This window comes from Blastococcus sp. SYSU D00813, from assembly GCF_054050735.1.
On the sequence record NZ_JBJGZX010000009.1, the window covers coordinates 19,010 to 43,140 of the forward strand.

General features: G+C 74.4%; 25 protein-coding genes and 1 riboswitch. Of the genes, 17 read left to right on the forward strand and 8 right to left on the reverse strand.

Annotated features, from left to right (window positions below; translation table 11 throughout):
- The first annotated feature begins 9 nt into the window (after positions 1-9).
- Positions 10-1,491: a GntP family permease gene (locus tag ACI8AX_RS08325; RefSeq protein ID WP_456549329.1), complete on the forward strand. Its 1,482-nt coding sequence runs from the start codon at positions 10-12 to the stop codon at positions 1,489-1,491.
- 54 nt (positions 1,492-1,545) lie between these two features.
- A complete protein-coding gene (locus ACI8AX_RS08330; RefSeq protein ID WP_456549330.1) occupies positions 1,546-3,120 on the forward strand; it encodes an FMN-binding glutamate synthase family protein in 1,575 nt (524 codons plus the stop codon).
- Positions 3,121-3,181: 61 nt separating this feature from the next.
- Here the strand turns inward: ACI8AX_RS08330 and ACI8AX_RS08335 are convergent, their stop codons facing one another.
- The 3 genes from ACI8AX_RS08335 to ACI8AX_RS08345 all read right to left on the reverse strand — a co-directional run bounded on the left by ACI8AX_RS08335 (position 3,182) and on the right by ACI8AX_RS08345 (position 5,794).
- A complete protein-coding gene (locus tag ACI8AX_RS08335; RefSeq protein WP_456549331.1) occupies positions 3,182-3,802 on the reverse strand; it encodes an FMN reductase in 621 nt (206 codons plus the stop codon).
- A complete protein-coding gene (locus tag ACI8AX_RS08340) occupies positions 3,799-4,959 on the reverse strand; it encodes an LLM class flavin-dependent oxidoreductase (protein ID WP_456549332.1) in 1,161 nt (386 codons plus the stop codon). Before ACI8AX_RS08340 ends, ACI8AX_RS08335 begins: the two co-directional genes overlap by 4 nt.
- A gap of 85 nt (positions 4,960-5,044) precedes the next feature.
- On the reverse strand, positions 5,045-5,794 hold the full coding sequence (locus tag ACI8AX_RS08345; RefSeq protein ID WP_456549333.1) for a TetR/AcrR family transcriptional regulator: 750 nt from the start codon (positions 5,792-5,794) through the stop codon (positions 5,045-5,047).
- 162 nt (positions 5,795-5,956) lie between these two features.
- Here ACI8AX_RS08345 and ACI8AX_RS08350 point away from each other — a divergent pair, with 162 nt between their 5' ends.
- The 11 genes from ACI8AX_RS08350 (at position 5,957) to ACI8AX_RS08400 (ending at position 17,646) form a co-directional block, all read left to right on the forward strand.
- Positions 5,957-7,234 carry an amidohydrolase family protein gene (locus tag ACI8AX_RS08350; protein WP_456549334.1) on the forward strand — a complete coding sequence of 426 codons (1,278 nt, stop codon included), beginning with the start codon at positions 5,957-5,959 and terminating at the stop codon, positions 7,232-7,234.
- A gap of 204 nt (positions 7,235-7,438) precedes the next feature.
- Positions 7,439-8,710, forward strand: a complete 1,272-nt coding sequence (locus ACI8AX_RS08355; protein ID WP_456549335.1) for an amidohydrolase family protein — start codon at positions 7,439-7,441, stop codon at positions 8,708-8,710.
- Positions 8,711-8,860: 150 nt separating this feature from the next.
- A complete protein-coding gene (locus ACI8AX_RS08360; RefSeq protein ID WP_456549336.1) occupies positions 8,861-9,754 on the forward strand; it encodes an enoyl-CoA hydratase in 894 nt (297 codons plus the stop codon).
- Positions 9,751-10,599, forward strand: coding sequence for an acyl-CoA thioesterase (locus tag ACI8AX_RS08365; RefSeq protein ID WP_456549337.1), 849 nt, complete (start codon positions 9,751-9,753; stop codon positions 10,597-10,599). Before ACI8AX_RS08360 ends, ACI8AX_RS08365 begins: the two co-directional genes overlap by 4 nt.
- Before the next feature lie 262 nt (positions 10,600-10,861).
- Complete coding sequence (locus tag ACI8AX_RS08370) at positions 10,862-11,647, forward strand: hypothetical protein (protein ID WP_456549338.1); 786 nt, start codon at positions 10,862-10,864, stop codon at positions 11,645-11,647.
- Between the two features lie 219 nt (positions 11,648-11,866).
- Positions 11,867-12,027: riboswitch (cyclic di-AMP (ydaO/yuaA leader) on the forward strand.
- A 214-nt stretch (positions 12,028-12,241) separates the two neighbouring features.
- The gene (locus tag ACI8AX_RS08375) at positions 12,242-13,045 is read left to right on the forward strand and encodes an aggregation-promoting factor C-terminal-like domain-containing protein (RefSeq protein WP_456549339.1); all 804 of its coding nucleotides are present in this window, start codon (positions 12,242-12,244) and stop codon (positions 13,043-13,045) included.
- A 49-nt stretch (positions 13,046-13,094) separates the two neighbouring features.
- Positions 13,095-13,727: a class I SAM-dependent methyltransferase gene (locus ACI8AX_RS08380; protein ID WP_456549340.1), complete on the forward strand. Its 633-nt coding sequence runs from the start codon at positions 13,095-13,097 to the stop codon at positions 13,725-13,727.
- 60 nt (positions 13,728-13,787) lie between these two features.
- Positions 13,788-14,468, forward strand: a complete 681-nt coding sequence (locus tag ACI8AX_RS08385) for a TetR/AcrR family transcriptional regulator (protein ID WP_456549341.1) — start codon at positions 13,788-13,790, stop codon at positions 14,466-14,468.
- Positions 14,469-14,579: 111 nt separating this feature from the next.
- Positions 14,580-16,079 carry a flavin-containing monooxygenase gene (locus tag ACI8AX_RS08390; RefSeq protein ID WP_456549342.1) on the forward strand — a complete coding sequence of 500 codons (1,500 nt, stop codon included), beginning with the start codon at positions 14,580-14,582 and terminating at the stop codon, positions 16,077-16,079.
- Positions 16,079-16,918 (forward strand): SDR family NAD(P)-dependent oxidoreductase, encoded by an 840-nt coding sequence (locus ACI8AX_RS08395; RefSeq protein WP_456549343.1) that lies wholly within the window; start codon positions 16,079-16,081, stop codon positions 16,916-16,918. The genes ACI8AX_RS08390 and ACI8AX_RS08395 overlap by 1 nt, the downstream gene beginning before the upstream one ends.
- Positions 16,915-17,646, forward strand: a complete 732-nt coding sequence (locus ACI8AX_RS08400; RefSeq protein ID WP_456549463.1) for a DUF72 domain-containing protein — start codon at positions 16,915-16,917, stop codon at positions 17,644-17,646. The genes ACI8AX_RS08395 and ACI8AX_RS08400 overlap by 4 nt, the downstream gene beginning before the upstream one ends.
- Here ACI8AX_RS08400 and ACI8AX_RS08405 read toward each other — a convergent pair.
- Positions 17,636-18,004, reverse strand: a complete 369-nt coding sequence (locus ACI8AX_RS08405) for a DUF2784 domain-containing protein (protein WP_456549344.1) — start codon at positions 18,002-18,004, stop codon at positions 17,636-17,638. The two genes, ACI8AX_RS08400 and ACI8AX_RS08405, sit on opposite strands and share 11 nt — an antisense overlap.
- Positions 18,005-18,088: 84 nt before the next feature.
- On the opposite strand from ACI8AX_RS08405, the gene ACI8AX_RS08410 reads away from it, so the two are divergent.
- The 4 genes from ACI8AX_RS08410 to ACI8AX_RS08425 all read left to right on the forward strand — a co-directional run bounded on the left by ACI8AX_RS08410 (position 18,089) and on the right by ACI8AX_RS08425 (position 20,100).
- Positions 18,089-18,496, forward strand: coding sequence for a hypothetical protein (locus ACI8AX_RS08410; RefSeq protein ID WP_456549345.1), 408 nt, complete (start codon positions 18,089-18,091; stop codon positions 18,494-18,496).
- 55 nt (positions 18,497-18,551) lie between these two features.
- Positions 18,552-18,761 carry a DUF4177 domain-containing protein gene (locus ACI8AX_RS08415; RefSeq protein WP_456549346.1) on the forward strand — a complete coding sequence of 70 codons (210 nt, stop codon included), beginning with the start codon at positions 18,552-18,554 and terminating at the stop codon, positions 18,759-18,761.
- A 221-nt stretch (positions 18,762-18,982) separates the two neighbouring features.
- Complete coding sequence (locus ACI8AX_RS08420) at positions 18,983-19,573, forward strand: pentapeptide repeat-containing protein (protein ID WP_456549347.1); 591 nt, start codon at positions 18,983-18,985, stop codon at positions 19,571-19,573.
- Positions 19,570-20,100, forward strand: coding sequence for a DUF4334 domain-containing protein (locus tag ACI8AX_RS08425; protein ID WP_456549348.1), 531 nt, complete (start codon positions 19,570-19,572; stop codon positions 20,098-20,100). The genes ACI8AX_RS08420 and ACI8AX_RS08425 overlap by 4 nt, the downstream gene beginning before the upstream one ends.
- Here the strand turns inward: ACI8AX_RS08425 and ACI8AX_RS08430 are convergent.
- Genes ACI8AX_RS08430 through ACI8AX_RS08445 form a run of 4 tightly spaced genes read right to left on the reverse strand, consistent with a single transcriptional unit; the run spans position 20,057 to position 23,916 of the window.
- Positions 20,057-20,473, reverse strand: a complete 417-nt coding sequence (locus ACI8AX_RS08430; RefSeq protein ID WP_456549349.1) for a hypothetical protein — start codon at positions 20,471-20,473, stop codon at positions 20,057-20,059. The genes ACI8AX_RS08425 and ACI8AX_RS08430 overlap by 44 nt on opposite strands.
- Positions 20,474-20,522: 49 nt before the next feature.
- Entirely contained in the window at positions 20,523-20,930 is a 408-nt protein-coding gene (locus ACI8AX_RS08435; protein ID WP_456549350.1) for a hypothetical protein, read from the reverse strand.
- Positions 20,930-22,339, reverse strand: coding sequence for a Re/Si-specific NAD(P)(+) transhydrogenase subunit beta (gene pntB / locus ACI8AX_RS08440; protein ID WP_456549351.1), 1,410 nt, complete (start codon positions 22,337-22,339; stop codon positions 20,930-20,932). Before pntB ends, ACI8AX_RS08435 begins: the two co-directional genes overlap by 1 nt.
- The gene (locus tag ACI8AX_RS08445) at positions 22,336-23,916 is read right to left on the reverse strand and encodes a Re/Si-specific NAD(P)(+) transhydrogenase subunit alpha (protein ID WP_456549352.1); all 1,581 of its coding nucleotides are present in this window, start codon (positions 23,914-23,916) and stop codon (positions 22,336-22,338) included. The genes pntB and ACI8AX_RS08445 overlap by 4 nt, the downstream gene beginning before the upstream one ends.
- Positions 23,917-24,131 lie beyond the last annotated feature (215 nt).

Genomic DNA, 24,131 nt, shown 5'->3' on the forward strand with positions numbered 1-24,131 from the left:
GAGACAGCCATGCCCGAGGTCGACCCCGCGCTCGGCGCCGGGCCGCTGCTGCTCATCGCGGCGGGCGGCGTCGCGCTGCTGCTCTTCCTGATCATGAAGCTGAAGCTGCACGCCTTCCTGGCGCTGATCCTGGTCAGCCTGGTGGTCGCCCTCGCCGCGCAGGTGCCGCTGGAGGACGTCGTCGACACCCTGACCGGCGGCTTCGGGTCGACGCTGGCCAACGTCGCGCTGCTGGTCGGCCTCGGGGCGATGCTCGGCCGGCTGCTCGAGCACAGCGGCGGGGCGCAGGTGCTCGCCGACACGCTGATCCGCCGCTTCGGCGAGCAGCGGGCGCCGCTGGCGCTCGGGGTGGCGGCGCTGCTGTTCGGGTTCCCGATCTTCTTCGACGCCGGGCTGGTCGTCTTCCTGCCCATCGTCTTCACGGTGGCCCGCCGGCTGGGCGGGTCGCTGCTGACCTACGGCCTCCCGACGGCCGGCGCCTTCGCGGTCATGCACGCCTTCGTGCCGCCGCACCCCGGGCCGGTCGCCGCGGCGGAGCTGGTCGGCGCCGACATCGGCCTGGTGCTGCTCTACGGGCTGCTCATCGGCCTGCCCACCTGGGCGGTCGGCGGCTACCTGTTCGGCGTCTGGGCCGGCCGGCGGTACCACGTCGACGTCCCGCCGCCCGACGACGACGAGGGGAGCGGCCCGGAGGCGCCGGCCACCCCACCGTCGCCGGCGGGCACGGTCGCCGGCACCGCCCCGGGGGTGGCCGGCCCCTCGGGTGGGGCGCGCACGGAGACCGCGGTCCGGCGGGCGGGGCCGCCGGCCTTCGGCACGGTGCTGGGCATCCTGCTGCTGCCCCTGGTGCTGATCTTCCTCAACACCGGGATGAGCACCCTGGCCACCGGCGGCGCGGTCGACGAGGGCTCCACGGTGGTCCGCGTCGCCCAGGTGGTCGGCTCGACCCCGGTCGCGCTGCTGGTCACCGTGCTGGTGGCGATGTGGGTGCTCGGCCGGCACCGGGGCGACTCGGCCGAGGAGGTCGAGTCGGTCGTCAACAGCGCGCTCGGCCCCGTCTGCGCGATCATCCTCATCACCGGCGCGGGCGGCATGTTCGGCGGCGTCCTGCGCGCGAGCGGCATCGGCGAGGCCCTCGCCGACGTCCTCAGCGACATCGGGCTGCCGGTGATCGTCGCGGCCTTCGTGATCTCGGTGCTGCTGCGCGTCGCCCAGGGGTCGGCGACCGTGGCCCTCACCACCGCGGCCGGGCTGATGGCCCCGGTCATCGAGGCGAGCGACTCGCTGACGGCCTCGGACCTGGCGCTCGTCGTCATCGCCATCGCCGCCGGCGCCACCGTGCTCTCGCACGTCAACGACTCCGGCTTCTGGCTGGTCAGCCGGTTCTTCCGGATGGACGAGAAGACGACGCTGAAGACCTGGACGGTCATGGAGACGCTGCTCGGCACGATCGGGTTCGTGCTGGCGCTCGTGCTTAGCCTGCTGCTGTGAGGCGCCGCGCGCGCTCCACTGGCCGCCGCGGGTCCCGGCGAGCACTGTGACGGCATGAGAGGACTCGCCCGTACCGCCGCGGCCGGCCTCGGCGCAGTCGTCGCCGTCGCCGCCCGGGACCTCATGCAGCGGCAGCACGCCGTCCTGCGCAACTACCCCGTCGTCGGGCACGCCCGCTACCTGCTGGAGCGGATGGGTCCGGAGATCCGGCAGTACCTCGTCGCCGGCAACGAGGAGGAGCGGCCGTTCACCCGCGACCAGCGCCGGTGGGTCTACGCCTCGGCCAAGAAGCAGAACAACTACTTCGGCTTCGGCACCGACAACGACCTCGAGCACACCGCCGGCTACCCGATCATCAAGCACAAGACCTTCGGCACCGCGGTGCCGCCGTCGCACCCCGCGTCGGCCGAGGACGTGCCGCTGCCGTCGGCGAAGGTGCTCGGCGGACCGCGGGGGAGGCGGGCCGCGTTCCGGCCGTCCTCGGTCGTCAACGTCTCGGCGATGAGCTTCGGCTCGCTGTCGGCGACGGCGGTCGAGGCGCTCAACCGGGGCTCGGCGCTGGCCGGCTGCCTGCAGAACACCGGCGAGGGCGGGCTGTCGGTGCACCACCGGCACGGCGGCGAGCTGGTGTTCCAGATCGGCACCGCCTACTTCGGCTGCCGCGACGAGCACGGGCGCTTCGACCTCGCTCGGCTCCGGGACCTGGTCGCCGGCGCGCCGGTGCGGGCGCTGGAGGTCAAGCTCAGCCAGGGCGCCAAGCCGGGCCTGGGCGGCGTCCTCCCGGCGGCGAAGGTGTCCCCGGAGATCGCCGCGGCCCGCGGGGTGCCGGTCGGCCAGACCTGCGTGAGCCCCTCGCGGCACGCCGAGTTCCGCGACACCGACAGCATGCTCGACTGGGTGGAGCTGCTGGCCGCCGAGACGGGCCTGCCGGTGGGGATCAAGGCGGCCGTCGGCGACATGGGTTTCTGGGACGAGCTCACCGAGCTGATGGCGACCACCGGCCGCGGCGTCGACTTCGTGACGATCGACGGCGGCGAGGGCGGCACCGGCGCCGCGCCGATGGTCTTCGCCGACTCGGTGTCGCTGCCCTTCCAGCTCGGCTTCACCCGCGTGTACTCCACCTTCGCCCGGCGCGGGCTGCACGAGCAGGTGACCTTCATCGGCGGCGGCAAGCTCGGCCTGCCGGACAACGCGATCGTGGCGTTCGCGCTGGGCTGCGACATGGTGAACGTCGGCCGCGAGGCGATGCTGGCGATCGGCTGCATCCAGGCGCAGAAGTGCCACACCGACACCTGCCCGACCGGCGTCGCCACGCAGAACGCCTGGCTGGCCCGCGGCCTGGACCCCGAGCTCAAGTCGGTCCGGCTGGCCAACTACGTGGCCACGCTGCGGCGCGACCTGCTCAAGGTGGCCGAGGCGTGCGGCGTCGAGCACCCGGGCCTGATCGGCACCGACGCGGTGGAGCTGCTCGACGGCCGGACGTCGTCCACCCCGCTGGGCCGCGTCTACGGCTACGAGCCGGGCTGGGGCCTGCCCTCGGCGGCCGACCGCGCGGCGATCGCCTCGATCATGCGCGGGGAGGCCCCGCAGGGCGGCTCGGCCCCGGCGTCCGCGGGCGCCATGGCCTGACGAACGGCCCCGTCCTCCCCACCCCTCGCAGGCCCGGGGCGGTGACCTGGACGGGGCCGGGTCAGGTGCCGCCGAGGAGCTGGTCGAAGGGGACGAAGTCGGTGAAGGGGTCGGCCGGGGCCCGCGCCGCCCGGACGGGCCGGCCGGCGACCAGGCCGGCCAGCTCGCCCGCGGCCCGCTCGACGCGCGGGGTCAGCGCGCCGCCGTCCCCGTCGGCCCAGTCCTCGGCCGCGGCGAACACGGCGGTGGGGACGGCGACCGCGCGCAGGTAGGAGAACAGCGGGCGCATCGCGTGCTCGAGCACCAGCGAGTGCCGGGCGCTGCCGGCCGTCGCGCCGAGCAGCACCGGGGTGCCGGTCAGCGCGTCGCGGTCCAGGACGTCGAAGAACGTCTTGAACAGCCCGCTGTAGGAGGCGCTGAACACCGGGGTCACCGCGATCAGCCCGTCGGCGCCGGCGACGGTGTCGAGGGCGTCGCGCAGCCGGCCGGCCGGGAAGCCGGTGACCAGGTGGTCGGCCAGCTCGCGGGCGTGCTCGCGCAGCTCGACGACCTCGACGGTGGCGTCGTCCCCGCGCAGGCGCAGCGCGTCGACGGTGGCCGCGGTGAGCCGGTCGGCCAGCAGCCGGGTGGACGACGGCGTGCTCAGCCCGGCGCTGACGACGGCGAGGGTCCGGGTGCTCATCGGGCGCCCGCCTCCTCGGCGACCTGCTCCACGGTGCGGCCGGTGACGTCGTCGCCGACGGCGTGCACGGTGCTGTCGACGGCTCCGCCGCGGGCGGCGACCCGCGACGCGTGCGTCGGCGCGTCGGGGACGTGTGCCGGCTTGAGGGCGGCGAACTCGCGGCGCAGCACCGGCACGACCTCCTCGCCGAGGAGGTCCAGCTGCTCGAGGACGGTCTTCAGCGGCAGGCCGGCGTGGTCGACCAGGAACAGCTGCCGCTGGTAGTCGCCGACGTAGTCCCGGAAGCCCAGCGTGCGCTCGATGACCTGCTGGGGACTGCCGACGGTCAGCGGCGTCTCCCGGCTGAACTCCTCCAGCGACGGGCCGTGCCCGTACACAGGCGCCTCGTCGAAGTACGGCCGGAACTCGGCGACGGCGTCCTGGCTGTTCTTCCGCATGAAGACCTGCCCGCCCAGGCCGACGATCGCCTGGTCGGCGCTGCCGTGGCCGTGGTGCTCGAAGCGGCCGCGGTAGAACTCGACCATCCGCTGGGTGTGCTCCTTGGGCCAGAAGATGTGGTTGGCGAAGAAGCCGTCGCCGTAGTACGCGGCCTGCTCGGCGATCTGCGGGCTGCGGATCGAGCCGTGCCACACGAAGGGCGGGACGCCGTCCAGCGGCCGCGGCGTCGAGGTGAAGCCCTGCAGCGGCGTGCGGTACCGGCCCTTCCAGTCGACGACCTCCTCGTCCCACAGCCGACGCAGCAGCGCGTAGTTCTCCACGGCCAGCGGGATGCCGTCACGGATGTCCTTGCCGAACCACGGGTAGACCGGGCCGGTGTTGCCGCGGCCCATCATCAGGTCGACGCGGCCGCCGGACAGGTGCTGCAGCATCGCGTAGTCCTCGGCGATCTTCACCGGGTCGTTCGTCGTGATCAGCGTCGTCGCCGTCGACAGCTGCAGCCGCGTGGTCCGCGCCGCGACGTAGGCCAGCGTCGTGGTGGGGGAGGACGAGAAGAACGGCGGGTTGTGGTGCTCGCCCAGGGCGAAGACGTCGAGCCCGACCTCCTCGGCCTTCTCCGCGATCCGCAGCACGGCCTGGATGCGCTCGGCCTCGCTGGGGGTGCGGCCGGTGGTGGGGTCGGTCGTGATGTCGCTGACCGTGAAGATCCCGAACTGCATCCGTCTCGCCCTCTTCGGTTGAAGTCTCAACTACTGTCGCGTGCAACCGGCCGGGCGGCGGGCGCATTCCCCGGCGGGGGAGGCGTCACCCGGCGGGACGGGCCCGATCGCCGGCACGGGCCCGGCCGCCGGGACGGGCTCGGTCGCCGGGACGGGCCAGGGCGCTGCGGACGATGTCGAGGAACTCCTCGAGCGGGATGCCGTCGGCCGCTTCGGTGATCTCCGGGTCGACCTGTGCCTGGGCCAGCACGAGGCCGCCGACGAACTGCGCCAGGTGACGCGGGGTGCCGGCCCGGACCGTGCCGTCGCGCTGGCCCTCGGCGATCGCCTCGGCGTAGGCCTCCAGGACGGCGCGCAGCGAGCCGCGGTCGGCGGTGGCGTCGAGGTCCGCGGCCATGGACGAGAGGGTCAGGCGGGCGTGCCGGGGGTGGCCGCGCAGGTCGTGCACGGCGGCGCGCGCCATGGCCAGGACCTTGTCGATGCCCGTGGGCGCCGCCTCGGCCGAGGCGCGGAACGAGTGCCCGAGGGAGGCGCCGTGCCGCTCCAGGGCGGCGGCGTAGAGCGCGTCCTTGTTGCGGAAGAAGTTGTAGATGCTGCCGACCGAGAAGCCGCAGCCGGCGGCGATCTGCTCGAGGCTGGTGCCCTCGTAGCCCTGCTCGACGAACAGCCGCTCCGCGACGGCGAGGATCTCCCGCCGTCCGCTCTCCAGGCGCTCGAGCCGCCGGCGCTCCCGGGCGGCGGCCGCGGCGTCCCGCAGGGGGGAGTCGGACCCGGCGGAGGCGGGGGACTGGTGCTCGATCGGGGGGCGGGGATCGGCTCCCGGGGCTGCCGGCACGGGGTCGAGTCTGCCAGGGACGGACGGCCGCTGAGGAGCCTTCAGGGCGTTGAAGGTAACTCAGGCCACCCACTAGGGTTCGGTCGCCCCGGCGCGGAGGCGTGCCCGGCCGGGTGCGACCTGTCCCCCCGGCCCGCCGTGCTGACGACGAGGAGAGGCCCTGTGTCGAGACGGCTCGACTTCCCGGTGTTCGACGCCGACAACCACATGTACGAGACGACCGACGCCTTCACCAAGTACCTCCCCGAGGAGTACGAGGGCCTGGTCAAGTACGTGCAGGTCAACGGGCGGACCAAGATCGCGCTGAAGAACACGATCAGCGAGTACATCCCCAACCCGACCTTCAACAAGGTCGCCCCGCCCGGCGCGCAGGAGCTGGAGTTCCGGGCGAAGAACCCGTCGTCCAAGCACGTGCCGGTCGGCGGGGCCGGGCAGTTCCTGGAGAAGAAGGCCGGCGACGAGAAGATCGCCGGGATGCCGCCGAAGTACATCGAGTCGCCGCCGGCGTTCTTCAACCCGGCCGACCGGCTGCCGCTGCTCGACGAGCTCAACATCGACCGGGCGATCATGTGGCCCACGCTCGCCTCGCTGCTCGAGGAGCGGCTGGCCGACGACCCGGACGCCACGCACGTGATGGTCCACGCGCTCAACGAGTGGATGCACGAGCACTGGACCTACAACTACGAGAACCGGATCTTCCCGACCCCGGTCATCACGCTGCCGCTGGTCGACGAGGCGATCGCCGAGCTCGAGTACGTCGTCGAGCGCGGGGCCAAGGCCGTGCTGATCCGCCCGGCGCCCGTCCCGGGCTACAACGGCCGCCGCCGGTCGTTCGCGCTGCCGGAGTTCGACCCGTTCTGGGCCCGCGTCCAGGAGGCCGGCGTGCTGGTCGGGATGCACTCCTCCGACGACGGCCAGCAGCGCTACCTCAACGAGTGGGAGGGCCACGTCGGGGAGTTCCTGCCCTTCGGGCAGAAGCCGTCGGGCTTCTCCAAGATCCTGATGGCGCAGTACCGCGGCATCAAGGACACCGTCACCTCGATCGTCGGCCACGGCCTGGCCACCCGGTTCCCCGACATCCGGTTCATGCCGGTGGAGAACGGCAGTGCCTGGCTCAAGCCGCTGATGACCACGATGGAGAAGGTCTACGGCCGCAACCCCGGCGCCTTCGACGAGGACCCGCTCGTGGCGCTCAAGCGGTCGATCATGATCCACCCGTTCTTCGAGGAGGACATCCTCGGCGTCGTGGACGCGATCGGGGCCGACAACGTCGTCTTCGGGTCGGACTACCCGCACCCGGAGGGCCTGCACGACCCGACGAGCTTCATCGACGAGATCGAGACCCTCCCGGTGGCGGAACAGGCCAAGATCATGGGCGGCAACCTCAACCAGCTGCTCGGCTTCCCGGCCGACAGCGGCGCCCTGCCCGCCGCGGCGTGACGCGCCGGCCGGGCCGCGCGCCCCGCGGCCCGGCCGGCGTCTCGGCGCAGCGGACAGTTCGACGTTTTTATCTGAATCACATTCAAGACCTTGAAAGTGACTCAGGGCACCGATACGTTCAGGGCGCCGCTGTTCAGCCGCGCGTCCCTCCAGGCCCGCCCGCCCGGGCCTGGTGCGCGATCCGACCGATGAGGGAGGGGCCTCGTGGCCCGACGACTCGACTTCCCGGTGTTCGACGCCGACAACCACTTCTACGAGACCACCGACGCCTTCACCAAGTACCTGCCGGCCGAGTACGCGGGCCTGGTCAAGTACGTCCAGGTGAACGGGCGCACCAAGATCGCGCTGCGCAACGTCATCAGCGAGTACATCCCGAACCCGACGTTCAACAAGGTCGCGCCCCCCGGCGCCCTGGAGCTCGAGTTCCGCGCGAAGAACCCCTCCTCGAAGCACAAGCCGCTGAGCAACAAGACCTCGTTCGGCGAGACCACCAACGAGGAGCGCAAGACCATCGAGGGCATGCCGCCGAAGACCATCGAGTCGCCGCCGGCGTTCTTCAACCCGGCCGACCGGCTGCCGGTCCTCGACGAGCTGGGCCTGGACCGCGCGGTCATGTGGCCGACCCTGGCGTCGCTGCTGGAGGAGCGCCTGGCCGACGACCCGGACGCCACCCACGTCATGGTGCACGCGCTCAACGAGTGGATGCACGAGCACTGGACCTTCAACTACGAGAACCGGATCTTCCCGACCCCGGTCATCACCCTGCCGGTCCTGGACAAGGCCCTCGCCGAGCTCGACTACGTCCTCGAGCGCGGCGCCAAGGCCATCCTGATCCGCCCGGCGCCCGTCCCCGGCTACAACGGCCGCCGCCGGTCGTTCGCGCTGCCGGAGTACGACCCGTTCTGGGCCCGCGTCCAGGAGGCCGGGATCGTCGTCGGCATGCACTCCTCCGACGACGGCCAGACCCGCTACCTCAACGAGTGGGAGGGCCGCCAGGGCGAGCACCTGCCGTTCGTCAAGAACTCGGGCTTCCACGCGCTCGTCTCGGCCGAGTACCGCGGCATCAAGGACACGGTGGCCTCGATCGTCGGCCACGGCCTGGCCACCCGGTTCCCCGACATCCGGTTCATGCCGGTGGAGAACGGCAGCTCCTGGCTCAAGCCGCTGCTCGGCACGATGGAGAAGGTCTACGGCCGCAACCCGGGCGCCTTCGACGAGGACCCGACCGTGGCGCTGCGCCGCTCGATCATGCTGCACCCGTTCTTCGAGGAGGACGTGCTCGGCGTCATCGAGGCCATGGGCGTCGACAACGTCGTCTTCGGGTCGGACTACCCGCACCCCGAGGGCCTGCACGACCCGATCGAGTACATGAACGAGCTCGAGGGCCTGTCGGACGAGGACAAGGCCAAGGTCATGGGCGGCAACCTGAACAAGCTCTTCGGCTTCGCCGCCGACGACAAGGCCATCGCCGCCTGAGTCGCACCGCGCAGACGCACCAGCACGACCCGAGGCGCCGGCCGGACGAGTTCGACCGTCCGGCCGGCGCCTCGGCCGTGTCCGCACCACCGAAGGCACCCGATCGGACCGACCCCGGCGAGGACGCCGGGCGCGAGAGGCGGCACCCGCATGGCGGAGTACCAGTTCATCACCACCGAGTCCTACGACGACGGCGCGATCGTCCGGATCAACCTGAACCGGCCCAGGCAGCGCAACGCCCAGAACCGCGGCATGCTCGTCGAGCTCGACGAGGCCTTCCGGGCCGCCGAGATGGACGACCGGGTGCGCGTGGTCGTCCTGGGCGCCGAGGGCACCATGTTCTCGGCCGGCCACGACACCGGCTCCAGGCAGTCGATCGCCGAGTGGTCGCCGGGCCCCGACCAGCACCCGACCGTGCGGATCGACGGCGGGACCCGGCTCGGCCCGGAGAAGCTGTTCCTCCAGGAGTGGCACTACTACTTCCAGAACACCCGCCGCTGGCGCGACCTGCGCAAGATCACCATCGCCGAGGTGCACGGCAACGTGATGTCGGCCGGGCTGATGCTGATGTGGGCCTGCGACCTCATCGTCGCCGCCGAGGACGCCGTCTTCTCCGACGTCGTCGGGCAGCGGCTGGGCATGTGCGGCGTGGAGTACTTCGCCCACCCGTGGGAGTTCGGCCCGCGCAAGACCAAGGAACTGCTGCTCACCGGCGACTCCATCGACGCCCGCGAGGCGCACGCCCTGGGCATGGTCAGCAAGGTCTTCAGCCGCGAGGAGCTCGCCGAGGGCACGCTCGCCCTCGCCCGCCGGATTGCCGCCCTGCCGACCGTGACCGCGCTGCTGATCAAGGAGTCGGTCAACCAGAGCCAGGACAACATGGGCTTCCAGAACGCGCTCAAGGCCTGCTTCACCCTGCACGAGCTCAACCACGCCCACTGGTCGACGATCCACGAGGACGGCTTCCCCGGCGCCCGCGCCGAGGACGGCATCCAGGGCACCATCCAGGCCGAGAAGGCGGCCGCGAACGGGACTCCGGCGTGAGCGCGAGCGAGACCGCGGCCCGCCCGACCGTCGACGGCGTCCTGCGGGTGCTGGAACTCGAGTCGCAGGGGAACGGCCGCTACGTCGGGCAGTGCCTGGCCACCGAGGGGCCGGTCGTGGCCGGCGCGCAGATGGTCGCGCAGGCGATCGTGGCGGCCACCGCCGAGGCCGGCGGCAAGCGGGTCACCTCGGTGCACTCGACCTTCGCCCGCACGGGCCGGGCCGACCAGCCGGTCACCCTCGACGTCGAGCGGTTCCACGAGGGCCGGTCGCTGGCCAGCATCTCGGTGACGGTCAGCCAGGGCGAGCGCCGCCTGGCCCGGTCGCTGCTGCTGCTGGGCGCCGACGAGCCCGACGTCATCCGGCACGGCAGCCGGCCGCCGGCCGTCGGCCGCCCGGACGACGCCCCGGCGCAGCAGAGCTGGCTGGAGGGCCACGAGCAGCGCACCGTCGGCGGAGTCGACGTCTTCGACCCCGCGCTGACCGGGCCGCCGGAGCTGCAGTACTGGTCACGCTGGGCGACCGACCGCACCGAGCGGGAGGTCTCCCAGGCGCTGCTCACCTGGGCCAGCACCAACTCCTTCCTCGGCGCCGCGATGCGCCCGCACGAAGGGGTCGGCCTGGCCCTGGCCCACCGCTCGCTGTCGACCGGGGTGCTCAGCCACGCGCTGTACTTCCACGACGACGTCGCCGCGGGGGAGTGGCTGCTGTACTCGCTGCGGAGCACCTTCACCGGCGGCGGCCGCGCCTTCGGGGTCGGGGAGGTCTTCACCGAGGACGGCCGGCTCGTCGCCACCTGCACCCAGGAGTCGATGATCCGGCCGATGACCGGCGGGGCGCTCTGAGCGTCGCCGTCCGCGCCGACGGCAGGGGAGCCGGGTCCGCACGGGCCCGGCTCCCCGGCCGTGCACCGCGCTCGCGTGACCTGCCCGTGACCTGACGACCGCGCGCCGTAGCGGGCCGGGCACGGGCCGCTGGAACTACGCCGGTGTCGTCCCGCACGGGCCTGCGACGGTCCCGGACGGCCGCCGCGGTCTGCCACTGTTCCCCCATCGGGCCGCTCGCGGGGCCCGGACCGTGTCGGCCAGGGGGACCAGGGGGCGCCGGATGTCGCAGCGGACGCACGCAGAGGGAGCGCTCGAGGGGGAGCCCCGGGCGCCGGGCGGGCTCGACGGGCTGCTGAGCACGGCGCCCACGTTCTCCGGCGCGCTGCGCGGCTACGACCGGCTCCAGGTCGACAACTACGTCGCCTGGGCGGAGGCGGAGATCGCGCTCGCCCGCCGCGAGGCCGACCACCTCCTCAGCCGCTACGCGGCCTGCTCCGCCGAGCTGCAGAACGCCCGCTGCCGGCTGGCGCAGCTGCACCGCGAGCGGGAGACCGCCGAGGGCCGCGGGCTGGCCGAGGAGGTCCTCGCCCGCGCCGCCGAGGAGGCCGAGGCCCTCACCGCCGGGGCGCTGGAGGAGGCGCAGCGGACGACCGAGGAGGCCCGTGCCGAGGCGCAGGCGCGCCTGGAGAAGGTCGAGGCCATGCGGGCGGCCGCCGTCGCCGAGCGCGACACCGCGCGGGTGGAGGCGCGCGGCCTGCGCCAGCAGGCCGCCCTCGTCCTCGCCGCGGCCCGCGACGAGGCGGCGGCGCTGCTGGCCGAGGCCGAGCGCCGGCGGGACGACGAGGACGCCCGCGCCCGCCAGGACCGCGAGGCCGCCGAGGCCGCCTCGGCCGCCCGGCTGGCCGGCGCCCAGGCCGAGGTGGACGACCTGCGCCGCCAGCGGGACGAGGCGCGCCAGTCGCTGCGCCGGCTGACCGGGCAGCTCGAGGACGTGCTCTCCTCGGTCGCCGGCGGCTCGGCCGACCTCGTCGTCCTCGGCGACGGACGGCGCCCCGTCGCCTCCTGACCTGCGCCCCCGGGCCCTCTGACCGGGGACCCGACCCGCGACCCCGCCGGTGCCCCGGCCGTGACGCAGCGTCGTCCCGGTGCGGCACCCGGGGACGCCCGGGACGAGTGGGGCGAGATCCGTCACGCAGCGAGTTCGGCCCGTGCCATTGTCACGGGCCGGTAACGGCACCTACCGTGGCTGCGTCCGGCCGGTCGTCTCACCCCACCCGGGGAGTTCGGCCGGACGCCGCCGAGTCGCGACCGCAGCAGCGGGAGCGAGCCGGGGACCCACCGCAGTCCTGGGGTGAATCCCGCGCGCCGACCTCCGTCGGTGCCCGGGTAGGGCTTCTTCCCGCCCGAACCCGTCAGCTAACTCGGTAGGCGGCCACGGAAGGAACGGAGAGTCTCCGCATGCCCCGCCTCCGGGCTCCCGCGGCCCGCAGGTGCCGCCGGTCGCGCGTCCCGCTCGCGTAGCCGCCCCCGCACCCGCCCCGCCCCCGCCGACGGCGCCCCGCCGCGCCTCCGGGACCCCCGAAGACACCCAGCACCGCCCGCGCCCCCTCCGGGAGGGGGCCGGCGCCGCGTGCGCAGCCCCACTCGGAGTACTCCCCGCATGTCCTCGCAGCACACCACCCGCTCCCGCCGCCTGCGCTCGGCGCTGACCTCCCGCCGCCCCGGCCTGCTGCTGGCCGCGGCCGCCGCCGGCGGCGTCCTCGTCAGCGTCGTCGCCACCGGCGAGACCCCCGCCACGGCCGAGGCCGCCCCCGTCAGCGAGACGGTGAGCGTCGCCCAGGCGCTCGGCGTCGACCCGGCCGCGGCCGCCTCGCCCGACCTGTCCGGTCTCGGCGACCTCGCCGCCTCCCGCTCGGAGCGCGGCACCTCGGCCGTCACCGCCGCGCAGGCCCAGCAGGCCGCCGACCAGGCCGAGCTCGACCGGCTGGCCGCCGAGGCCGCCGCCGCGGAGGCCGCCGCCCGTGCCGCCGCCGAGGCCCAGGCCGCCGCCGAGGCCGCGGCCGCCGCCGAGGCGCAGGCCGCGCAGGAGGCCGCCGAGCAGGCCGCCCAGCAGCAGACGACCAGCGCACCCGCGCCGTCGTCCTCGTCGTCGTCCTCCTCGTCCTCGGGCGCGAGCCGGGGCTCGTTCAAGGACTACGCGCTGGCCCAGGTCGGCAGCGCCGCCGAGTTCTCCTGCCTCGAGCGGCTGTGGGGCCGGGAGAGCGGCTGGAACCCCAACGCGCAGAACCCGACCAGCACCGCCTACGGGATCGCCCAGTTCCTCGACTCCACGTGGGCCGGGACCGGCATCGCCAAGACCAGCGACGGCTACCGCCAGATCGACGCCGGGCTGATCTACATCAACAACCGCTACGGCAGCCCCTGCGGCGCCTGGTCCCACTCCCAGTCGACCGGCTGGTACTGAGCCGGGCGGGGAGCCGGCCCGACACCCCCGGCGTGGTGGACTGGGCCGCGTGATCCCCTCCGGCTTCGTCCGCGCGCACACGGCGGTCCGCCGTCCGTCCTCGGTGCCCGAGGTGCGGCTGCACGTGGCCGACGACGTCGTCGCCCTGTGGGAGGCGATGGAGGTGCGCGCCGGGGGAGCGGGGGAGGCGCCGCCGTTCTGGGCGGCGGCCTGGCCCGGCGGCCAGGCCCTCGCCCGGTTCGTCCTCGACGCCCCGGAGGTCGTGGCCGGCCGCCGGGTGCTCGACCTGGGCGCCGGCAGCGGGCTGGTGGCCGTCGCGGCCGCCCTGTCCGGGGCCTCCCGGGTGCTCGCCAGCGACGTCGACCCGTTCAGCCGGACGGCGGTCGGGGTCAACGCCGGCCTCAACGGCGTCCCCGGCATCGGTGTGCTGGGCGACGTCCTCGGCCACCCGGTGCCGCCGGTGGACGTCGTCCTCGCCGGGGACGTCTGCTACGACCGGGTGATGACCGAGCGCGTGCTGCCCTTCCTCGACCGGGCCCGGGACGCCGGCTGCGCGGTCTACGTCGGCGACCCCGGCCGGCCCTACCTGCCGTTCGACCGGCTGGTCGAGGCGGCCGTGTACGAGATCGCCGAGACCGAGGGGCCGGGTGTGCGCCGGACGACGGTCTGGCGCCTGCCCTGATCGGGGTGCTCGTCGCTCGACGGAGTGTCGACTCCCTCGACACCGGCTAGCGTCGAGGGCATGGCTGCCCCCCTGCACGGCGACGGCACGGGCGACGGCACGGGCGACGGTGCGGGACCCACCCGCGGCCGGCGGGTGCGCCGCACCTCGGGCGACGACCGCGAGCGGGCGCTGCTCGCCACCGCCGAGCGCCTGCTGGAGCAGCGGCCGCTGGCCGAGATCTCCGTCGACGACCTCGCGCGCGGCGCCGGCATCTCGCGCTCGACGTTCTACTTCTACTTCGCCTCGAAGGAGGCGGTCGTCCTCGCACTGCTCGACCGCGTGGTCGGCGAGGCCCGCGCGGCCCGGTCCGCGGCGCTGGCCGGGGCCGCCGGGGCGCGGGCCGCGTGGCGGGCGGCGCTGGTCACCGTGCGCGACACCTTCCGCGACCACCGGGCCCTGACCGCCGCCGCGACCGAGCTGCTGGCGGCCAGCCCCGAGGTGCAGGCGCTGTGGTCGTCGGTGATGGAGGACTTCGTCACCGAGACCGCGGCGGCCATCGAGGCCGAGCGCGCCCGCGGCGCCGCGCCGCCGGGACCGCCGGCCCGTGACCTCGCCGTAGCCCTGAACTGGATGAACGAGCGCGTCATCCAGCTCTCCCTGGCCGGCCGGCAGCCCGCGCTCGCCGAGGACGCCCTGCTCGACGTCCTGCTGACCGTCTGGCTGCGCGCCATCTACGGCACCGACGAGGTCCCGGCCTGACGACCCGCACCCATCCCGCCGACACGTCGTTGAACCTCTCGACACCGTGTCGACAACGGCGTCGGCACGGTGCACGATGGCCGGAGCAACCGAGGAGAGCGGGAGTCCCCTGTGAACGCAGAGACTGCGGGAACTGCAGAGCACGTCGACGTCCTGATCGTCGGGGCCGGCCTGTCCGGCATCGGCGCCGCCTGCCACCTGGAGGACGAGCGGCCCGGCACCACCTACGCGGTCCTCGAGTCCCGCGAGGCGATGGGCGGCACCTGGGACCTGTTCCGCTACCCGGGGATCCGCTCGGACTCGGACATGTTCACCCTCGGCTACTCCTTCCGGCCGTGGACCGACCCGCAGGCCATCGCCGACGGCCCCTCGATCCGCCGCTACATCCAGGAGACCGCCCGCGAGTACGGCGTGGACTCGAAGATCCGCTACCGGCACAAGGTGCTGTCGGCCGAGTGGTCGTCGGACGACGCGCTCTGGACCGTCACCGCCGAGCGCACCGACACCGGCGAGCAGGTGGCGTTCACCTGCTCCTGGCTGTCGGTCTGCTCCGGCTACTACCGCTACGACGAGGGCTTCAGCCCCCGCTTCGAGGGCGCCGAGACCTTCCGCGGGCAGGTCGTGCACCCGCAGCACTGGCCCGAGGACCTCGACGTCACCGGCAAGCGCGTCGTCGTGATCGGCAGCGGCGCCACCGCCGTCACCCTCGTGCCCAGCCTCGCCCCGCAGGCCGCGCACGTCACGATGCTGCAGCGCACCCCCACCTACGTCGTCTCGCTGCCGGGCCGCGACAAGCTCGCCGAGTCGCTGCGCCGCTTCCTGCCCGAGCGCGTCGTCTACCCGGTGATCCGGTGGAAGAGCGTGCTGGTGTCGATGGCCTCCTACCAGCTGTCCCGCCGCCGGCCCGCGGTGATGAAGAAGGTGCTGCGCAAGGCCCAGGAGCAGCAGCTGCCGGCCGGCTTCGACGTCGACACGCACTTCACCCCGCCCTACGACCCGTGGGACCAGCGGCTGTGCGTCGTCCCCGACGGCGACCTGTTCCGCGTGATCCGCGACGGGAAGGCCTCGATCGTCACCGACCGGATCGCACGCTTCGACGAGACGGGCATCGCGCTCGAGTCCGGGCAGCACCTCGACGCCGACGTGATCGTGACCGCGACCGGGCTGAACCTGCTGCCGATCGGCGGCATGACCCTCACCGTCGACGGCGCCCCCGTGGAGCTGTCGGAGACCGTCTCCTACAAGGGGATGATGATCTCCGGCGTCCCCAACTTCACGATGACCATCGGCTACACCAACGCCTCCTGGACGTTGAAGGCCGACCTCGTCGCCCGCTACGTGACCCGGCTGCTGGCGCACATGGAGCGGACCGGCACGGCGATCGCGACCCCGCTCGCGCCCGCCGACCCCGAGCGCGAGCCGTTCCTCGGGCTGACCTCGGGTTACGTGCAGCGCAGCCTCGCCGCGCTGCCCCAGCAGGGCGGCCGGGCGCCGTGGAAGCTGTACCAGAACTACATCCGCGACCTGGTCCTGCTGCGCCGGGGCCCGGTGGAGGACGAGGGCATCCGCTTCTCCGCCAAGCAGCCCGCGCGCGTGCAGGCGGCCGCCTGATGGAGGCCTACCGCTTCGCCGGGGGGACGGCGGTCGTGACCGGCGCGGCCAGCGGCATCGGCGCCGCCCTCGCGCCGCTGCTGGCCGCCCGCGGCAGCGACCTGGTGCTCGTCGACCGCGACGCCGAGCGGCTGGCGGACGTGGCGGCGGGCGTGCGCGCGGCGCACCCGGGGGTCTCGGTCGCCACCGCCGTCGTCGACCTGGCCGACCCGGTGGCCACCCAGCGGGTCGCCGACGAGCTGGTCGCGGCCCACCCGGACGTCACGCTGCTGGTAAACAACGCCGGTGTGGCCCTCGGTGGCCGCTTCGACCAGGTGACCCTCGACGAGTTCGACTGGGTCATGGAGATCAACTTCCGCGCCGTCGTCCGGCTGACCAAGGCGTTCCTGCCCACGCTCAAGGCCCACCCCGGCTCGCACGTGGTCAACCTGAGCAGCCTCTTCGGGCTGATGGCGCCGGCCGGGCAGGCCGCGTACAGCTCCAGCAAGTTCGCCGTGCGCGGGTTCACCGAGGCGCTGCGCCACGAGCTCGCCGAGGACGGCGTCGGCGTGACCAGCGTGCACCCCGGCGGCATCCGCACCCGGATCGCCGAGACGGCGCGGGTGGCCAGCGGCGTCGACGCAGAGGAGGCGGCGCAGGGCAAGGCCGACTTCGCCAAGCTGCTGACCTTCCCCGCGGAGAAGGCGGCCGCGCTGATCGTCGACGCCGTCGAGCGGCGCCGGCCCCGGCTGCTCATCGGCGTCAGCGCCAAGGTGCCCGACGTGCTCGTGCGGGTCGCGCCCGGCGGCTACGGGAAGCTGCTGGCCGCCGTCACGAAGCTGGCCGGGATGCGCCGCTGACCGCGGTCCACGTCGGGACCTCCGGCTGGAGCTACGACCACTGGGACGGCGTCCTCTACCCGCCGGGGACGCCGCCCCGGGACCGGCTCGCGCACTACGTGCGCCGGTTCGGCACCGTGGAGCTCAACGCCAGCTTCTACCGCTGGCCGCGGACGGCGACGTTCGCGGGCTGGCGACGCCGGCTGCCGCCGGGGTTCCAGCTGTCGGTCAAGGCGCCCCGCGGGCTCACCCACGCCAAGCGGCTGTACGCCCCGGAGGTGTGGGTCCAGCGGATGGCCGAGGCCTGGCACGAGCTCGGCGACAAGCGGGCGGTGCTGCTGGTGCAGCTGCACCCGGCGCACGAGCGCGACGACGAGCGGCTGCGCTTCTTCCTGCAGCGGCTGCCGGCCTGGATGCGCGTCGCCGTGGAGTTCCGCCACCCCAGCTGGCACGCCGACGGGGTCTTCGACCTGCTGGAGCGGCACGGCGCCGCCTACGTGGTGATGAGCGGCGCCGGCCTGCCCTGCGTGCTGCGGGCGACCGCGCCGTTCGTCTACGTCCGGCTGCACGGCCCCGACCGCGCGCACCTCTACGCCGGCTCCTACCCCGACGACGACCTGCGCTGGTGGGCCGACCGGGTGGGGGAGTGGCGGGCGCAGAACCGCGACGTCTACGCGTACTTCAACAACGACGGCGAGGGCCACGCCGTGCGCAACGCCGAGACGCTGCGGGCGTTCGTCAGCGGCTGAGCGCCGGCCGGCGGCGGGTCAGCAGGAGCCCGTAGCCCACGAGGTTCGCGCCCAGGGCCACGGTGTACATCCCCACCTGCACCGCGGTCGCGTGCACGTCCAGGCCGACGGGGCTGAAGACGTAGTGGCCCAGCCACCCGCCGGAGAACCCTGCCGCGCCGGCCTCGGCCCGCAGCGCCAGTTCCAGCTCGGTCAGCGGGCACGGCATCCCGGCCAGGTTGACCGCCAGGACGGCGCCCGCGACCGGCGCGTGCACCCACGCCAGCCGGGGCCGGCGCAGCGCCAGCAGCGCGCCGGTCAGCATGAACGCGACCACCAGCGCGTGGACGACGGACGCCGCGTGTGCGAGCAGCAGCACCTGCCCAGCGTGGCACGGCGGCGCCGCGGCCGGGGCAGACTGTGCGACGGGGACCCGCGCCGGGCGGGTCGAGAGGGGAGCGCGGTGAGCGAGCAGGAGCCGGCGGGCGGCAACCGGGTGCCCCGGTCCGTCGAGGATTTCGTGGCCCAGCTCCGGACCTTCACCGAGCGGGCCCGCGGGCTGGCCGCAGGTGCCGTCCCCGGCGGCTTCTCCCTGCCCCGGCTGCCCTCGCCGCCGGGCGCCATGTCGGCCGCCCAGCTGCGCGCGATCGACCAGGCGGTGCGTGGCCAGCGGCAGCTCATCGCCGGCATGGTCGCCCAGCTGCAGGCCTTCGACGAGCAGCTCGCGGTGTTCGAGCGGCTGCTCGAGCCGCTGGTCGAGTGGAGCGCGACGTGGGCCCGCCTGGAGGGCGCCGTGGCCGACCTGGTGCGTCCCCCGGCCGCGGGTCCGGGGACGCCGCCCGAGGGGGAGAGCCCGCCGCCGGCGCGGTGACCGGGCAGACTGCGGGTCCCCGGGTGCGTGCCCGGGCGACAGCGAGGAGCGCGCCATGGCCGGCCGGTACGAGTACAAGGTGGAGGAGCTCCGCGAGGGGCTGCTCGGCGGCAAGATGTCGGGGGACAAGCTGGAGAAGGTGCTCAACGAGCACGCCCGCCAGGGGTGGCAGCTCAAGGCGATCACCGCGGTCGAGGTGAAGGGCCGCATCGGCCCCGGCGGCGTCGAGGGCGTCCTGGTCACCTTCGAACGCCCGGTCGCCTGACGCGCGCCCCGGAGGGAGCGGGAGCGCTCCCGGACGACGACCGCGCCCTCCTGCACGCCGACTGCGCGCGCTGCGCGGCGCTGTGCTGCGTCCTGCCGCCGTTCGCCGCGTCCGCGGACTTCGCGATCGACAAGCCGGCCGGCCGGCGCTGCCCGAACCTGGCCGGCGACGACCGCTGCACGATCCACGCCGAGCTGCCCGCGCGCGGCTTCCCCGGCTGCGTGGCGTTCGACTGCTTCGGCGCCGGCCAGCAGGTCGTGCAGGTGACCTACCGCGGGCGGGACCCGCGGGGCGAGCCGGAGGCGCTCGCCGTCCTCGACGCGATGCGGCAGCTGTCGGAGCTGCTCTGGTACCTGGCCGAGGCGCTGGCCCGGCCGGCCGCCGGGCCGCTGCGCCCGCGGCTCACGGCCGCCCGCGACCGGGTGCGCGCCCTCCGGGCCGCCGGCGCCGCCGAGCTGGCCGGCCTGGACACGGCGGCGCTGCGCCGGGACGCCGGGCCGCTGCTGCGCGAGGCGAGCGAGCTGGTGCGGTCGGCACTGCCCGGCCCGCGCCCGGACCGCTCGGGGCACGACCTGGTGGGGGCCGACCTGCGCGGCGCCGACCTCCGGGCCGGTTGCCTGCGCGGGGCGCTGCTCATCGGCGCGGACCTGCGCCGGACCGACCTGCGCGGCGCCGACCTGCTGGGCGCGGACCTGCGGGGGGCCGACCTGCGCGGGGCGGACCTGCGCGAGGCGCTCTTCCTGACCCTCCCGCAGGTGGCCGCCGCCCGCACCGACGCGACGACCCGGCTCCCGGAGGGGCTCCCGCGGTGACCTCCGCGGCCGGCGTGCTCGCCCTGTTCGACACCCTCGAGCCGGTGGCGCCCGAGGAGCTCGTCGGCCGCTGGCGCGGCGCCGAGCTGCCGACGGGGAGCCGGCTCGACGGCCTGCTGACGCTGCACCGCTGGTGGGGCAAGGAGGTCGTCGACGTCGAGACCGTGCACCCGCTGCTGTTCGCCGGCCGCTCCGGCGTCCCGCGGCCGGTCGCCCCCTGGCCGGCGCCGCTCGGGCTCCTGCGCCGCGCGCCGGGGCTGGCCCGCACGCCGGTCGCGCGGGCCGGCTTCGCCGCCGTCCGGCCGCTGCTGCGCGCCCGCCGGCCGGGCGCCCGGGTCCGCGCGGTGGCCTCCCGCGGGGTGGTGACCGCGGCGATCGTCTACGACGCGCTGCCGGTGGTGGACGTGTTCCGCCGGGTCGACGAGCGGACGCTGCTCGGGCTCATGGACATGCGCGGGCTGGACGAGCCGTTCGCCTTCGTCCTCACCCGCTCTCCCGGTTCCGGCGAGGCCGCAGCATCCCGGTGACCGACTCCACCCGCGACTGGGCCTGACGCAGCCCCGACACGATCGGCAGCAGGTCGTCCGAGAGCCGGCGCAACGTCTCCGGCAGCGAGTCGACCACCGGGTCGTCGAGCACCTTCCCGACGCGGATCAGGCCGGGCCGCAGCGCGCGCACCGGCTCCTCCAGCTCCTCCACGAGGGCCTCGAGCCGCTCGGCGGTGCGCTGCGCGGAGGAGATCGCGGCGGTCGCCGTCCTCGTGGCGGCGATGAGCTCGCGGACGGCGCCGTTGAGGTCGGTGAGCGTGCGCGGCAGCGAGGCCAGGGCCTCGGTCTGCGTCTGCAGCAGCGAGACGAGGTCGGACAGCCCGGGGATGCGCGGCAGGCGGAAGGGGTCCACCCGGCCACGGTCGACGCCCGGACCGCCGTCCGCAAGCGAGGCGCGCCCGTCAGCCCGGCAGGACCTCCCGCCAGAGCCGGCCCGCGGCCCGGCCGGTGCCGATGTCGGCCAGGCCGCGCAGCGCCTGGACGTCGTGGACGGTCCCGGCCGCGCCGCCGAGCAGCGCGAACACCCCCACCCCGGTGGCGAGCATCGAGGGGTGCGGCGGCGGCATGCCGTTGGGGCGGACGAACGTGATCTTCCAGCGCTGCCCGGCCGCGGTGAGCTTGACGCCGCCGCCGAACCACCACCACGGCCAGGACACGTCGGTGACCTGCCGCAGGGGGACGTCGAAGACCGGCTCGTCGCTGACGAAGGTCAGCCCGCGGCGGTCGGTGGCCAGGTAGCCGGGCACGTTGCGCAGCCCGCCGATCAGCCAGGCCGGGCTGACCAGCAGGCCGGGGCCGGGAGCGGTCATCAGAGCGCCTTCAGGATGTCCTCGACGCGCTCGCGGGCGTCGCCGAAGAGCATGCGGGTGTTGTCGCGGAAGAACAGCGGGTTCTGCACGCCGGCGTAGCCGGTGTTCATCGACCGCTTGAAGACCACGACGGTGCCGGCCTCCCACACCCGCAGCACCGGCATCCCGGCGATGGGGCTGCCCGGGTCGTCCTGGGCGGCGGGGTTGACGGTGTCGTTGGCGCCGATGACCAGGACGACGTCGGTGGCGGCGAGGTCGTCGTTGATCTCGTCCATCTCCAGGACGACGTCGTAGGGGACCTTCGCCTCGGCCAGCAGCACGTTCATGTGGCCGGGGAGGCGGCCGGCGACGGGGTGGATGCCGAACCGGACGTCGACGCCGCGGTCGGTGAGCTGCCGGGTGAGGTCGGCGACCGGGCCCTGGGCGTGCGCGACGGCCATGCCGTAGCCGGGGGTGATGACCACCGAGCGGGCGTCGGTGAGCAGCTCGGCGACCTCGGCGGCGGTGATCTCGGTGTGCTCGCCGTCCTCGCCCCCACCGGAGGCCGCGGCGCCCTCGTTGCCGAAGCCGCCGGCGATCACGGAGACGAAGGAGCGGTTCATCGCCTGGCACATGATGTAGCTCAGGTAGGCACCGGAGGAGCCGACGAGCGCGCCGGTGATGATCAGCAGGTCGTTGTCGAGCAGGAACCCGGCCGCGGCAGCGGCCCAGCCGGAGTAGCTGTTGAGCATGGAGACGACGACCGGCATGTCGCCGCCGCCGATCGAGGCGACCAGGTGCCAGCCCAGCGCCAGGGCCAGCGCGGTGAGCACCGCCAGCACCGGCAGGTTCGGGCTGATGACGAAGACGACGGTGAGGACGGCGAAGGCGGCCAGCGCGCCGAGGTTGAGCAGGTTCTTGCCTGGCAGCACCAGCGGGTTGCTCTTGATCCGCGCCGACAGCTTGAGGAAGGCGACGATCGAGCCGGTGAAGGTGACCGCGCCGATGAATACGCCGATGGCGACCTCGGCGGAGTGGATCTCCACCGCCAGACCGAGCTCCTCGGCCTCGCCGGCGGGGGCGCCCTCGACCGACAGGTAGCCGTTCCAGCCGACGAGGACGGCGGCCAGCCCGACGAAGCTGTGCAGCAGCGCGATCAGCTCGGGCATGCCGGTCATCTCGACCCGGCGGGCCCGCCACAGGCCGATCACCGCGCCGACGGCCATGGCCACGACGATGGCCACGACCGCGGCGGCCTCGAGGTCGTCGGCGGCCAGCACGACGGTGGCGATGAGCGCCAGCGCCATGCCGGCGATGCCGTAGGCGTTGCCGGCCTTGGCCGTCTCGTGCCTGGACAGCCCGGCCAGGGAGAGGACGAAGAGCAGGCCGGCGACCAGGTAGGCCGCCGACGCGGCGCCGGTGAGGGTCATCGGTGCGCTCCCGCGGCCGTGCGGGCAGCGGTGGTCCCGCCGCGGGTGAACATGCCGAGCATCCGGCGGGTGACGGCGAAGCCGCCGAAGACGTTGATCGACGCCAGCAGCACGGCGATGAACGCCAGGACGGTCACGACCCCGCTGACGTGGCCCAGCTGCAGCAGCGCGCCGACCACGATGATCCCGGAGATCGCGTTGGTGACCGACATCAGCGGCGTGTGCAGGGCGTGGTGCACGTGCCCGATCACGTAGAACCCGACCACCACCGACAGCGCGAACACCGTCAGGTTGCCCACCAGCTGGTTCGGCGCGAACGCCGTCGCCAGGAACAGCAGCGCCGCGGCCAGCCCGACCAGCGCGCCGCGCCGCGCCGGGGTCGTCGCCGCCTTCTCGCGCTTGACCAGCGGCGCCGGTGGCGGTGGCGCGGCGGTCGCCGGGGCGGCCGACACGGCCACCGGGGGCGGCGGCCACAGCACCTCGCCGTCGCGCACGACGGTCATCGCCCGCTGGACGACGTCGTCCAGGTCCAGGACGAACACGCCGTCCTTGCCCGGGGTGAGCAGCTTGACCAGGTTGACCAGGTTGGTGCCGTACAGCTGCGAGGCCTGGGCGGGCAGCCGGCCGGGCAGGTCGGTGTAGCCGATGATCGTGACGCCGTTGGCGGTGGTGACGACCTGGTCGGCCACGGAGCCCTCGACGTTGCCGCCCTGGGCGGCGGCCATGTCCACGATGACCGAGCCGGGCTTCATGGAGGCCACCATGTCGGCGGTGATCAGCCGCGGCGCCGGCCGGCCGGGGATGAGCGCGGTGGTGATGACGATGTCGACGTCACGGCACTGCTCGGCGTACATCACCGCCGCGCGGGCGTTGTAGTCCTCGCTGGTGACCGACGCGTAGCCCGTGCCGCCCCCGGGCTGGGCCTCGTCGGCGGGCACGCCGACGTACTCCCCGCCCAGGGAGGCGATCTGGTCGGCCACCTCGGGGCGGACGTCGGTGGCGCGCACGATCGCGCCCAGGCTCGACGCCGCGCCGATGGCCGCAAGCCCCGCCACCCCGGCGCCGGCGACCAGCACCTTGGCCGGCGGCACCTTGCCCGCCGCCGTCACCTGCCCGGTGAAGAACCGGCCGAAGGCGTGCGCGGCCTCGATCACCGCCCGGTAGCCGGCGATGTTGGCCATCGAGGACAGCACGTCCAGCGACTGCGCGCGGGAGATGCGCGGGACGGCGTCCATCGCCAGCGCCGTGATCGGCCGGGCCGCGAGCGCCGCCACCATCTCCGGGTCCAGCGCCGGGGACAGCAGGCTGACCAGCACCCCGCCCGCGCGCAGCAGGTCCAGCTCGGCCGCCGACGGCTTGGCCACGTGCAGGACCAGCTCCGCGCCCCACGCCTCGGCGGCGGTGCCGATCCGGGCGCCGGCCTCGGCGTACTCCTCGTCGGGGAACGACGCCGCCGCGCCCGCGCCGGACTCGACCACCACCTCGTGGCCCAGCCCGAGCAGCTGGCGGACGGTGGCCGGGGTGGCGGCCACGCGGGTCTCGCCGGGGGACGTCTCGCGGGGGACTCCGATGAGCACGCGCACTCCAGTGCAGGTCGGTCCGGCAGCGCTGCCGGGAGGGGCCTGGGGGCGGGGAGGCCGCGCGGGGTGGCGGGTCCGTCCGGGATTTCCTACCAGCCGCGGCCGTCACCCACCGCTGCCGGAGGTGTGAGAGCCAGCACGTCGGGCGACCGGACCTCCCCCGTCGGGGTGGCCGGGGGTCGTCCGGGGTCCAGTGCGCGGCCGCGGTGGCC